The organism is Paenibacillus sp. sg306046 (assembly GCF_059821225.1).
Genome location: NZ_JCAMRT010000013.1, coordinates 1 through 13,241 on the forward strand (window position 1 = coordinate 1; position 13,241 = coordinate 13,241).

General features: G+C 58.3%; 9 protein-coding genes. 2 read left to right on the forward strand and 7 right to left on the reverse strand.

Translation table 11 applies throughout. From position 1 onward, the window contains the following. Positions 1 to 226 precede the first annotated feature (226 nt). The 6 genes from AC6ROY_RS14465 to AC6ROY_RS14490 all read right to left on the reverse strand — a co-directional run bounded on the left by AC6ROY_RS14465 (position 227) and on the right by AC6ROY_RS14490 (position 7,188). A complete protein-coding gene (locus AC6ROY_RS14465; protein ID WP_500101259.1) occupies positions 227 to 652 on the reverse strand; it encodes a chemotaxis protein CheW in 426 nt (141 codons plus the stop codon). A gap of 15 nt (positions 653 to 667) precedes the next feature. Then, complete coding sequence (locus AC6ROY_RS14470) at positions 668 to 2,245, reverse strand: methyl-accepting chemotaxis protein (protein WP_500101260.1); 1,578 nt, start codon at positions 2,243 to 2,245, stop codon at positions 668 to 670. 560 nt (positions 2,246 to 2,805) lie between these two features. Then, positions 2,806 to 3,813, reverse strand: a complete 1,008-nt coding sequence (locus AC6ROY_RS14475; protein ID WP_500101262.1) for a DUF4340 domain-containing protein — start codon at positions 3,811 to 3,813, stop codon at positions 2,806 to 2,808. Then, positions 3,810 to 5,204 (reverse strand): GldG family protein, encoded by a 1,395-nt coding sequence (locus tag AC6ROY_RS14480; protein ID WP_500101263.1) that lies wholly within the window; start codon positions 5,202 to 5,204, stop codon positions 3,810 to 3,812. Before AC6ROY_RS14480 ends, AC6ROY_RS14475 begins: the two co-directional genes overlap by 4 nt. 60 nt (positions 5,205 to 5,264) lie before the next feature. Continuing rightward, on the reverse strand, positions 5,265 to 5,978 hold the full coding sequence (locus AC6ROY_RS14485) for an ABC transporter permease subunit (protein ID WP_500101264.1): 714 nt from the start codon (positions 5,976 to 5,978) through the stop codon (positions 5,265 to 5,267). Next, entirely contained in the window at positions 5,971 to 7,188 is a 1,218-nt protein-coding gene (locus AC6ROY_RS14490; RefSeq protein WP_500101265.1) for an ABC transporter ATP-binding protein, read from the reverse strand. Before AC6ROY_RS14490 ends, AC6ROY_RS14485 begins: the two co-directional genes overlap by 8 nt. Before the next feature lie 286 nt (positions 7,189 to 7,474). On the opposite strand from AC6ROY_RS14490, the gene AC6ROY_RS14495 reads away from it, so the two are divergent. Further along, positions 7,475 to 8,614 (forward strand): UCP032817 domain-containing protein, encoded by a 1,140-nt coding sequence (locus AC6ROY_RS14495; protein WP_500101267.1) that lies wholly within the window; start codon positions 7,475 to 7,477, stop codon positions 8,612 to 8,614. Between the two features lie 312 nt (positions 8,615 to 8,926). Here AC6ROY_RS14495 and AC6ROY_RS14500 read toward each other — a convergent pair whose 3' ends face one another. After that, positions 8,927 to 11,452 carry a U32 family peptidase gene (locus AC6ROY_RS14500; protein ID WP_500101269.1) on the reverse strand — a complete coding sequence of 842 codons (2,526 nt, stop codon included), beginning with the start codon at positions 11,450 to 11,452 and terminating at the stop codon, positions 8,927 to 8,929. Between the two features lie 218 nt (positions 11,453 to 11,670). Here AC6ROY_RS14500 and AC6ROY_RS14505 point away from each other — a divergent pair, with 218 nt between their 5' ends. Further along, positions 11,671 to 13,194, forward strand: a complete 1,524-nt coding sequence (locus AC6ROY_RS14505) for a diguanylate cyclase domain-containing protein (protein ID WP_500101270.1) — start codon at positions 11,671 to 11,673, stop codon at positions 13,192 to 13,194. The last annotated feature ends 47 nt before the right edge of the window (positions 13,195 to 13,241 follow it).

Sequence of the window (13,241 nt, forward strand, 5' to 3'; positions counted from 1 at the left end):
TCGTACAACAGATATTGTACGACATCTCGAAATTCGTTTTACACCATATACCCAATAAACCTTAAATTGAAACAGGTATAAACTCCTATTTTCCATGTCTAACAAAAATAGTTTACTCTACCTGCATCATTCCACGCACGTCTCCCATTCATTCCTGTACCTCGAAGCATCACGATCACAAAAAGCCCTGACGATGACCGTCAAGGCTTATCCTGGTTCGGGATCATCACTTCAAACCCAACTGCTGAACGTTCAAAATACCGGCCATTGCGCCTTCCCGCAAGCCAATGCCTGCCAAGTACCCGGCTCCCAGGCTGCCCGCGCCTTCCGGCGGTGTCTGGATGCTATCGTAGACGATAACTTTGTTTACCCGGTCAGCGATGATTCCGGTCAAGGCGTCGTCACAGGTCACGACAACGATCCGCGTATCCTTGGTGACCGCTGCTTCAGGGAGACCGAATAACCGTCGGAGGCTCATAACAGGAATAACCTCTCCCCTCAGCTCAATCACCCCTTGAATCAGCGGCCCGCTGCCGGGCAGCCCGGTAATAGCCTGCATACGAATAATTTCCTGCACGACGCAGATCTGGATCGCATACGATTCTTCAGCTACGGTCAGCTCAATATATTGCTGCTGCCTGTAATCCGACATAGCCTCGCCTCCGGGTTAATTGATCTTAAACACAGCAACCGCCACATTCAGCTCCTCGGCTAAGGAAGCCAGCGTCTGGCAAGTAGCTGCTGTTTCTTCCGAAGCCGCTGCCGATTCCTCGCTGGAGGCGGCCACTTGCTCAACGGAAGTCATGACCTCGGAGGCTTGGGCCGCTTCTTCCTCGCAAGCCGCCGCAATTTCATTCACTTTGCTGGACGACGCGTTGACCATGGATACAATCCGGTTAAACGCTTCACCCGTCTGCACGGACTGTGAAACACTCGACGATACCGCTTCGACGCTGCGCTTTGTATTTTCCTGCATCGCTTTGATAATCGACGTAATTTCTTTGGTTGCGGAGCCGCTGCGCTCAGCCAGCTTGCGTACCTCATCCGCGACGACGGCAAACCCGCGTCCCTGATCCCCGGCTCTGGCCGCTTCGATTGCGGCGTTCAGCGCCAACAGGTTCGTTTGATCGGCAATGTCGTCGATAACCTCGATAATTTCTCCGATTTTCAAGGAATCCTTCTCCAGCGCGGAGATGGAGCGGCTCACACTGTCCATGCCCTGAATGGAGCCTTCGACAATGCTCAAGCCCTCGCCCGCCGTCTGCACCGTGTTGCCCGTCAGCTCGGCTGCCTGCTCAGCGCTTTTCGCTACAAAGTTGATTGCAGACGACAGCTCCGTAAACAGCTCCGCAATCGCCTGCGCCGACCTTGCTTGCGTAGCGCTGCCCCCGGCAACCTCTTCGGTTGTCGCGGAAATTTGCTGCGCCGCCGCCGCCAAGCTCTGCGAGGAAGAGGAGATTCCGCTGAGCAAGCTGCGCAAACTGTCGACCATCCGGTTAATAGACATCGCAAGCTGACCCACTTCATCCTTCGAATCCCGGTCGATCTTGTTCCGCAGATCCCCGTCGGCGATTTGACTGACAACTGCGACCATCTGTCCGAGCGGACGAGCGATGGTTTGCGAAATCACATATCCGACGACAACGCTAAGGATAAACGCTGCGGTAATAACGGCTACCAGCATGTTGCGATCGTTCGAATAGGACTGTGCATTCGAATCGTTTTTGCGCTCGGCGAGCTGGACGTTCATATCAGTCAAGGTTTTCAGGCTGCTCTTGACCCGGTTTCCTTGCTCCATCAGGTCCTTCCGCAGGAACAACAGAAATTCCGTCTGATCGGCCTTGCGGACAAGCGTTACCGCCTGGTCGAACAATTTCTGGTAAGCAGCCCATTCCGCGTCCAATTGCTTCAGCTCGGCTGCCTCGGGCGGTGTAAGCGGGGTATTGCGGTAACCGTCGATGGTTTTGTTAATTCCTTGCTTGAGACCGGCAATTGCTGATAACGTTTGCTCCCTGTCGCTCTCATTTTGCGCGATGTGCGCGTCGCGAATGACGATCCGCATACTCTCATAAGCAGCTTGCGCGGCGGACAGCTCCCGGACCGAAATCAGATTGTTGCTGTACAGTTCATCCATACTGTCCTTCATTTCGCTCATCTGTGTCAGCGCATACACGCCGACAAAAGCCAATACGAGCGCGACTCCTACAAACGCAACAATTAACTTTACGGCTGTTTTTAGATTCAAAAACCACTTCACCTTCAGCACCTCGCCAATCTTCTTGGATTAAATTCAGGTTGTTGCCAGCAGTAATGCGATCGACAGGATTTCATGTGTATGAATCTGAACAGTCCGCCCCCCTTGTAAACCTGTTTGCAAAATGTGATTTTCGACACATTTTTACAAAAAGCCGATCGGTTGAGAAAAATTATAGTTCCTTTGTACTAGCAATGCAATTACTTTTTACAAAGTTAACCATACGTTTAGTTATCGACAAAATCTGCGCGCTGCAACAGTGATTTAAAGCACAGACTTGCAAATTTCTCCGAAAAAACGCAAAAAACCTCCGTATCCACCGATTATAGCGCGGAATACGAAGGTTTTCGCTGCCATTCCTGAACTAATAGCCCGAAGCTTCCTGAATGCCTGCATTACATCCCGAAGCGCCTGCTGGCAAGCAACGGGGTCTTGGGCTCGCCTTAACGACGCCTTGACGACCTATTGCGGCAGCCCTCATCCACCCTCACCGGATGGGTGAAGCCCGCCCGGTCGCGCAGCGGTGCCCTGCCTGTTAAGCAGCCAACGCGCTATGGCGTGCCTGCGCCCGAACCGCCCGTCCCCGCATCCCCTTGAGTCGCCGGGGACGGCGCCTCCGGCGAAGTATCGGCCGCTGCCGGCTGCGGCTTTCCTTGATCAGCCAGCGCCTGCACCGCTCCCGCGGGGACGGCATACGCCCACTCGCCGCCTGTGCGGGCAAGCCATACCAGCTCGCCCTCCACCTTGCCGGTATAAACGGTGTCGGCTGCGGCTCCGCTGCTGTCGGCCGTCTTGAGCGTCAGCCGCAGCTCCGGCTGGGCCAGCCCCGGCACTTCGACCGCTTTCCTGACGAGCTGCTCCGTCACCAGAGATGCGGCGCGATCCATAAAGCCGGTTGCGTCCGTGCCCGCAAGCTCGCGGTCGCCCAGCTTCCACTTTGCTTCGAACGAGGCTTTGTCCGGCTCCGTCTTGGTCAGTGTCCAGCTCGTTCCCTGCCAGTCCACCGTCAAGGCGCGCACCTGCTCCCGCTCCACCTGCACAGCCGACTTCTCCATAAAGTCGATCGGCTGCTTCGCCAGCTCATTCAGTGTCGCATCTGCCAGCTGGAAGACGGCAGCTGAGCCGCCCAGCGTCGCATACGAAGAACCGCCGACCGGCGTGGCGTCACCGACCTCCAGGGTCTGCTCGCTGCCGCCCGTCAGCTTGACGCTGAAGCGCTGCTTGGGCTCGGCCAAGCCGTATTGCGCGAGGTCGGTTGCCGCTTCCGCCACGACCTTGTCCCGCTTGAGCGAAAGAAACGTATCTACCCATACGCCGGGGGCGTAAGCATCAAGCGGCAGCGACGACGGCTGAACCATCGCCCAGCCCGCGCCCTGACGCTCCAAAGCGACAGCTGAGCCGCTCGCGCCGATCGTAAAGCCGGTTACTTCCTCTTGCTTGCCGGCGACCAGCGTCGGCGATTCCGGCGTCTTCTCCCGGAAGAAATCCTGACTTGACGCGTACCAGAAGCCGCCCGCGCACAGCATAACCAGCACTAAGGTCGGAAGCAGCCGCTTCATCCCGCTCTCCTCCTCCACCAAATCACGCCGCCAATGAGCAGAAACAGCAGCGGGAACAAAATAACGGTGCCAAGGAAAATAAAATTGGCCTGCTCATTGGTGACAAGCGCCGTGGACAAGTTGTCGCCCTCCCGCGGACGAATCGTCACCTGATCCGACTGCTCCTGCAGCCAGCCGATGCTGTTCAGCGCAAAGTCGCGATTCCCTTGCAGCTGGATGTATTGATCGACGAGGAAGGTCGAGCCGCCCAGCACAACCGCCTTGGGCTTGCTGTCCTTGCTCTCCACCACGTAACCGAGGTTAAGCGGTCCCGCCACGTCAGCCGCATCCTTCCGGGTCGAGCCTTGCCCGGCCAACGTCTGGAGGTCCTTTTCGCCGTAGGCGGCGGAGGTCGTCTTCAAAATCGGCGTAGCCGGATAGTCGGCATTGGCCTGATCCGCATTCAGGCTGACCGCGAGCGTCATCACCGTCAGCAGGTTGTATTCCTCCAGCTTCCGCGTAATTTCATGCCCGTTGTATTCCGGCACGATGCTCAGCGGACTGTTCATCGCGCTCTGCTTCGGCTCAATGGCCACAGCATGCTGATCCTGAATGCCGTAGGCCGTCATTAGCGCGTCTAGGTTTTTCCAGGCGGTCGCCATGCCCGGATTGAAGCCCAGCGCCAGATACAGCTTGCCTTTGCCCGCTAAAAAGGTGTTGACCAGTTCCGCCTCCTTGTCGCTCAAGTCGGATTCCGGCCCGATAATCGCCAGCACCTCGGCGTCAGCCGGAATGCTGCCGTCGCGCAGCAGGTTCAGCTCCTTCACCTCGTAACCCGCTTCCTCCAGCCCGGTGCGCCAAAGCCCCATCTCAGCCAGCGGAATTTCATTATGCCCGGAGAGGAAGTACAGCTTGCGCTTCTCCTTCACATTGAGATTGACGAGCGCCTGGGTCAGCTTTTCTTCCCCGGCGAAGCTGTAGCCGTTCGGGTTTTGCTGGCTGGGCAAAAACATGTCGTAAAAATTCAGCGTCTTCTTCTGCGCGCCGCTCTCGACGATCAGCGTCCCGGCCGGGCTGACCTCGTATTGTTTGGCTACCGCCGGATTTTGCAGCGCATCGACTTCCTCAAACGTAATGCTGCCCGAGCGCTTCTTGTATTCCTGCGCCAGCTCGACGACCTCGCGCTTCATGTACGGGTTTGTCTCCGAGGTGGTCAGCGAGATCAGCTTGACGTCCTGGCTCAAGCCGGCCAGCGTCTGCTTTGTCTGGTCGGACAGCGTAAATTTATTGTTCTCGGTCAGATCGACCTGCAGTCCCTTAGCCGAATTCAGGAAAATCGTCAGCACAATAAAGATGCCGATTACCGCCAGCGACAGCACGGTCGCATTGGTTCCGCGAATCCATTTGTTCACCTTGCACCTTCCCCTTTCTCCTGCGGCGCTGACGGGACTGGTAGCAGCCCGGTGCGCCTGTTATCTCCAGCGCTTGCGCTCCAGCACCTGTATGCTCAGGAGCAGAAACACGAGAACGAATGTGATGTAAAACAGCACGTCGGCGAAATCAAGCACGCCCTTCTGGAAATCGGCCGCCCGGCTCACCAATGAAAACAAGCCGAGGAACTCCTTCACCTTGCCGCCAATCGTATCGCCAAGCCATTCAACCGTCCAAAACACCAGCAGCAGGGCAAACGAAGCGATGCCCGACACCATCTGATGAGCGGACAGCGAGGACGCGAATAGTCCGACAGCCATCATCGCCGCTCCAACCAGAAACATACCGAGATAGGACAGCCACAGCACCGGCTGATCCAGCGGGCCGTATGCGCTCAGGATCAACGGATACAGCAGGCTGCCGGCGACCAGCAGCAGCAGCACGGCCAGCGCCGACGCATACTTGCCGAGGACAATCTCCGTTATACTGACCGGCGAGGTCAGCAGCAGCTCATCCGTTCCCTGGCGCAGCTCGTCGGAGACAAGCCGCATCGTCAGCAGCGGAACAATAAACAGAAAAATAAACGTGATGTTGCCGAACACCGGCCGGACATCCACCACATACGGCGGGTACAGGAAATTGGCGCTGAAAAAATACCCGGCAATTACGAAAAAAAACGCAAACGCCGCATACGCAATCGGCGAGTAAAAGTACATCTGCAGCTCCTTGCGCGCTATCGCCATCATTCTACGCACGAGGCTCACCTCCACGTTCCGGTTCGGCTTCCGAAGCCGTATCCTCAACAGACACCGGGGAGCCATCCGCTCCACTCTCCAGCTGCTCGTCGGTTGTCAGCTTCAGGAAAATATCCTCCAGGCTCAAGCTCTCCTTCTTCATCGACAAAATCGGCAGCCGCTTCTCGGCCAATTGGTAAAACAGCGCCTCGCGAATATCTTGCCGTTCCGCTGAAGCAACAACAACCTTGACCGTCCCCCCGCCTGATGCCGCAGCAGACGCTTCCTGCTCGCTACGATCGACTGAGCCTGATATGGCGTCGGACGGACTAACGGACAGACCTGCTGACAGAGACGGCCCGGTTTCGTCCGCGGAGTTCGCGTCCGACTTCTCCTCGTAGGCCATGCCGTCATCGGACTTGCCCACGCCGCTCGGCTGCACCGTTTCTGTTTTCGGCTCCGGCCCCACCTCGCGCACCTCTGTCACGCCCGGCGTGCCGCGCAGCGCGGCCAGCACCGTCTCGCGCTCGCCCTTGATCTCCAGCGCTACCTCAAACGTATCGTTCAGCGAGCCCGCCAACTGATCCGGCTGACCGTCCAGCACGATCCGCCCCTGATGCAGGATCAGCACCCGGTTGCAGAGGGCATTGATCTCCGGCAATATATGGGTGCTGAGCAGCACCGTATGATTTTCGCCCAGCTCGCGGATCAGCTGACGAATTTCAATAATTTGCTTAGGGTCCAGACCCGAGGTCGGCTCATCCAGCACCAGCAGGTCGGGATTATGAAGAATGGCCTGCGCCAGCCCAATGCGCTGCTTGTAGCCTTTGGACAAGCTGCGTATAATTTGCCGCTCCCTGCCCTGCAAGCCGAGCCGCTCAATCACTTCGCCGATCCGCGACTTCTGCTGACGCGCCGGAATATCCCGCAAGTCCGCGATAAACCGCAAATACGAGGTGATCGACATCTCCGGGTACAGCGGCGGCGTTTCCGGCAAATAACCGATCTTCTGCCGCGCCTTCTTCGGATGATCCGCCATCGGCAGACCGTCAATCGCAATGGACCCGCGCGTCGGGTTCAAGTAACCGGTGATCATCCGCATCGTCGTCGTTTTGCCTGCGCCATTGGGGCCGAGGAATCCGACAATCTCCCCGCGTGTCATCGCAAAATCAATGTTGTGAACGCCCCTCTGGTTCTCATAGAGCTTGCTTACCTGTTTAACCTCAAGCACATCGAAACCCCCTATCGTTCCACATAGCCTTGCTACAGCCATATCCAACTTTGCAGCCGTTTAACCGCCACACACACTATAGCCAGCAAACAATAATCCCAGCTTAACCCAACCTGAAAGCAGGCTTAATTTCATGTGTCTAAATTGTGAACAAGCTCATGTCAAGAAAACCAATGCACCGAATGCTTGCTTGGCTTCTCTTGTGGTACTATAACTATAAGCCGTTTAGGCGAGCTGAAGGCAGGTCACAACCTATTCGGTTGGGTGAGAGAGGAGATTACATCGCATGTTCACAACACTGCTTATGTACAGTCCGTTCGTGGCAGCTGCCGTCCTTGTAGTTGTGCTGCTCGGCAGACGCAAAGCTGCGCGCCAACCCGGACGGCATAGCGGGCGCTACGAGCCGGCCCGGACAAAGCCGAGGCCGGAGCCGGGACGCGCTGCGCCGCGCGCTTATGCGGACACGCCGCTGCCCGAGTCGCTGGGCTTGCAGCCGGATGCCCCGCTGCATCCTTCCGCCGACAGGCTGGAACGTGCGCTGGACGCCGCTTATGTCACGCAACTCAAGGCGCGCCTGCAAGCCAGACAGCCCGCCATGAGCGATGCTGAATTTAACTGGACATTTCTTGAGCTGAAACGGTATTTCCTCATGACGGCCGTCCTGCGCGATGTGCCGATGTTCAGCACAGCTGTAGACGATCTGTGGCATGAGATGCTGATGTTTACACGCGAATACAATCGTCTCGGGCATGATTTTGTCGGATCAACCATACATCACGCTCCGCATACCGGAGCGGCGGCGCCCGATCCCGGCGGCCGGGCCTGGTTCGACTGGGTGTACGCGCAGCTGTTTGTGCCGACCCCTTATTCGGCCCGGATCTGGGGACCGTTTTTCCGCCATCCGCTCAGTCCGGCTTTGCTGGCCGAGCTGCGGGAGCAGACGCCCGGCGAGCTGGCGGCAGCGAAGTTCAACAAAGCGGCGGCGGACAAATTCGACGAGCTTCGCGGAACCGTCGATTGGCTGGTGAAGCGGGCGAAGGAGCAAGCCAGGGCCGCGGCGGCTGGCGCGACCTACGGGGCGGAGAAGCCTGCCGCCGACTCCACCGACCATATGCCCTACATCGCTGGCGCCTTGATGTTTTACTCTGTATCGGAGCAGGCGAATTTCGACGAGCTGATGGGCCAACACATCGACGAGGAGGAAGAAGAGCATCTGTACGGCTCCAGCTCCTCCTTCAGCGGCCCATACAGCTTTCCCGACGGGACAGACGATCACCGCCATGCCCCGTATGACGACAGCGGCCATTCCGGCAGCGACTCCGGCGACTCCGGAAATTCAGGAGACTCGGGAGCTTCCGGCGAAGGCTCATCGTCCAGCTGCTCCTCCGGCTCCTCCTGCAGCAGCTGCGGCGGAGGCGGCGATTAGGCGAACGTCTTGCCCGCTGTGGCCGCTGCCGCCGCTCGCCTAACAAGGGCGGGAGACCCGCTCCCGCAGCCCCATCATGGGCGGCCGCTTCCGGCTGGCTGTACCGTTAGTCCCTCACAAGCGTTAGCCATGACGGACGATATTCGTCCTGCGCCAAAAAACCTCCCGCTGCACAGCCATCGCTGTGAATCGGGAGGTTTTCCTCATGTGGGGCAAGCAAAAAATTCGGCCTCTTGCCTTCGTCTGCCGGGGCAAAGCAACGCAACTGAACCGTCGGACTGCCCTGTTATGCCATCACGCCTGCACGGCAGGTTACTTCACCAGCTGTCCGCGTGTGACGCCAAGCTGGTTGGTCGATTTCAACGTCTTCCACACATGGGTGCCGCTTACTTGGCCGCGCAGCGCACGATCGTAAAGCGAAATCACTTCGAGCACCTTGTCCGGGGTTTCTTCGAGAAATTCGACGCGGTACCGATTAACGCCCAGCTCCATAAAGTTTGTCAAGTATTCGGCGCCGGACTGGTCAATCGCATTGTATACCGTATTGCGGCAGCCCTCATCCACCCGCACCGGATGGGAGAAGCCTACCCGGTCGCGCAGCGATGCCCGCTGCTCCTCGCATGGACGGCCGCAGTTCGTAAAGTCGGTGCCAGGGCTCATAAACGTACAGTAGACGCAATGCTCGGTATGGAACATCGGCATATGCTGATGGATGACAACCTCCAGCCTGGAGGTGTCCGAGCGCCGCAGCAAGTCGACCATCTGCTGGATGTTCAGATCGTAGGACGGCGTCACGCGGGACAAGCCCGCATCCGTGAACAGCGCTACCGCTTTATGATTCGCCACATTCAGCGAGAAGTCCCCGATCAGCTCCGGCTGCGGTTCTTCCGGATGCTCAGCCAAATAACGCATAAACCAGTACACCGCACCGGTATTGCGGACAAGCACAGCGTCCGGCCCGAGCTTGAGAATGTTTCTGAAATAGCCGGTTTCACCCGGCATATGAATACGCGGCGTCGCCAGGGCAATCCGCTTGCCTGCGCGGCGGCATGCCTCGACGGCTGCCGGGAACTGCTTGATAAACTCGAAGTCGGCATAGATCAGCTCGACATCGGTCGTCACGGCCGCTTCCACCTGCTCCAGGCTGCGGCACAGCACAGTCAGCGCAGAGCGCGGCTGTCCTCCTTGCGGCGCAGCCGACACCGGCAGCAGCCCGGCGGCATCGCCGTACGTCTCGACCGGACGCTTCACATAAGCGCGCGGCCGCTCGCGTTCCGCCAGCAGCAGCTCGGCCGCCTGGCGGCGCATCTGATTCAGCTCGCGCATCGGCACGATCAGCTCGCCGTTCAGGTGAACCTCGACGGCTTCCAGCTCAAATACGGTGCCGCCGAGACGGCCGAACTGCTCCTCGAACAACGCGGCGTCCATCGGACGCTTCTCCGCCGGCACAAGCGGCAGCTCGGACTCCACCGTCACGGCCGCTCCGCTGCCTGCATCTGTCCAGATGCTGCGCAGCGGCTGTCCGGCCGCTCCCGTCACCTTCACCCGCACCGGAAACGTACGGTAAGGCTTGTCCGTCTCATACGTCTGGCGGAGCCGCTTGTCGAGGTGCGGATCATTTGTTTTCCAGATGCGGTCGCCGACCCGGACCCGCTTCAGATCGACATCGCTGCGGCCCGGTACGATTTCAATCAGGCCGCCTGGCGCCTCGCCCTCAAGCTTTACGCCGTGGCGGCGCAAATCGTACACACGTCCGCCCTCCTCCTTCTTCGTCGGGTCGCCCGCGTCAAACACAATGCCGTCGCCGCGCTTGAGCGGCGCTTCCAGCTCACAGGCAACCCCGTCGCGCAGCAGCTGCTTTACGCGGCCGAGATACACCCCGCGGCTTTTCGGATACGTGCCTTCAACAAGCTGCTTGTTGTTGGTTCCCTTGAGGAAGCCGTGCGTAAAGCCGCGGGAGAAGCTTTGCTCCAGCTCACGCAGCTCCTCCTTCGTCGGCAGCGGGTTTTCTCCATCAAAGTAGCGGTCAATCGCGCGGCGGTATTTGCTGACGACATTGGCTACATATTCCGGACTTTTCAACCGGCCTTCAATTTTGAACGACTTCACGCCCGCCTCAATCAGCTCCGGGATCAGCTCGATCGCCGCCAAATCCTTGGGCGACAGCAAATAAGCGACATCGCCCATCGGCTTCTGCTCGCCGTCCACGATCAGGTCGTACGGCAGTCGGCACGCCTGGGCGCACTCGCCCCGGTTGGCCGACCGGCCGCCCCACATTTCAGAGGTCAGACATTGGCCGGAATACGACACACAGAGCGCCCCATGGACAAATACCTCCATCGGCAGCTTGGCCTGCTCCCCGATCTGCCTGATCTGCTTGAGATTGTTCTCGCGCCCCAGCACGACAACCTCCAGATCAAACGGCTTCGTAAATTCAACCGCCTCCGGCGAGGTGATCGTCATCTGCGTCGAGCCGTGAATCGGGAAGTCCGGCGAAATTTCCCGGATCATCCGCACCAGACCGAGATCCTGCACAATGACCGCATCCACCCCCGCGTCGATACAGGCTTCGATCAGCTCCTTCGCCCCGTCCAGCTCCTCCTCGAAGACGAGGATATTAAAAGTCAAATACCCCTTGACTCCGTAACGGTGCAGAAAGGACATAATATCCGGCAGCTCGTCCGTATGAAAATTATGGGCGCGCGCACGCGCATTAAACTTCTCTACGCCGAAAAATATGGCGTCGGCCCCGTTCGCCACCGCCGCCCGCAGACAGTCCCAGTCGCCTGCAGGGGCCAGCAGCTCTATATGTGATTTGCGAATATCACGCAGCGTCATGTTTAATTCCTCCAAGCTATGAAAACCAAAATTAAGGACGTATGCACGTCCCTTCTTCTAGTGTACCAGAAACCGTCCGCAACCACCATCGCCTCCAGCAGGCATATCCGGGACGTAAGAATCAAAATGTAGTCAATTTTTGTCCGTCCACAAGGGAATTTGTCAAATCGTGACGAATATCATCTATATTCTACATTTTCGGTGGTGAACCGTCTGTCATGCTCAAAGATTTTGTGGTCAATGCTTCCATTCTCGTCGCAGCCTTTTTTGTCATCGGGCAAATTTTCAAGGGACATTCGCTGACACGGGAATCCCCATTAAAGTGGAAGCTGTTCGGAGGGGTGTGCTTCGGCCTGCTTGGCGTGCTGCTGATGCTGTATGCGCTGCGGCTGGATGATAACACCATTGCCGATCTTCGCCATATTCCTGTCGTGATCGCCGCTCTGCAAGGAGGACCTGTCCCCGCTTTTATGGCGGCTTTGCTGATTAATACCGGTCGAATCGGGCTATTCGGCGTCTCTTACGCCTCGGTCTCGGCCTCCGTCATGCTGCTGACTGTTGCACTTGTATGCAGCTTATTCGCCGGACGCAGCGGGCTGACGATCCGCCGCTTTCTGGCGATGAATACCGTCGCGTTGCTGCTCGTGCTTACCACGATCGGATTCAATCTGAGCCGCAGCGGCAAGCTCGCCGAGCTGTATCAGGTGATGCTGTATCATACGCTCAGCTCATCGCTGATGGGCGTGCTGGCTGTCAGCGTATTTTTATACATCGTCCGCACGCACGCGGCTACCCGCAAGCTGACCGAAAGCGAGGAGCGCTATCGCAAGCTGATGATGGCCTCGCCGGACGCCACCTTCGTGATCATGCGCGATGGCCGCATTACGTTTGCCAATAACCGCGGAGTTGCCTTACTACAGGAAGCAAACCGTCACGATGTCATGAACCGGTATTATTATGAATTTATCCATCCCTCGCACAGGGACCGGACCCGACAGCGGGCAACGCTGCTGTTGAACAGCTTGCTGGAGGGCAACAGCTCTGAGCCGCAGCTGCTTAATGACATTCTTATCCGGCCGGATGGCAGCCGGCTTTATATCGAAATCTCGCTCTCCCTGATCGTCTATCAGGATGAACAGGCGCTGCTGCTCAGCGTCCGCGACGTCACCGACCGCAAGATGACCGAGAAAAGCTTGCAGGAAGCGCTCGACAAGCTCCAGAAGCTGTCCGATCTGGATGGATTGACCGGCATCCCGAACCGCCGGCGGCTGGACGAGGTATTAGCTCAGGCATGGATGACCGCAGCCGCCGAGCAAACCCGGCTCACGGTGTTTCTGTTCGATGTTGACTATTTCAAGCGGTACAATGACTGCTACGGCCATCTGGGCGGTGACGAGGCGCTGCGTGTCGTTGCCCGCACGGCGGAGGCGCTGATCCGGGGAAACGGCCATTTTGTCGCCCGCTATGGAGGCGAAGAATTTGCCGCTGTGCTGGAAGGCGTCGAGTTGGAGGAAGCCATCCGGATCGCCGAGCAGCTTCGAAAGCAAATCGTTGACCTCGCGCTGCCCCATGCCCGCTCCAAAATTGCCGGACATGTGACGGTCAGCATCGGCCTGGCCTCCATCCTGCCTGATCCGGGCGGAGCGCCCGGGGAGCTGCTGCTGGATGCCGACAAGGCGTTGTATGCTGCCAAGGAAAGCGGCCGCAACCGGCTGCTCGTTCATCACTCCCCGGCGGTCTAGTAAACGTGCAGGCAGGACAAGCCGGGGAGGCCGCGCTGCTGAGCCTC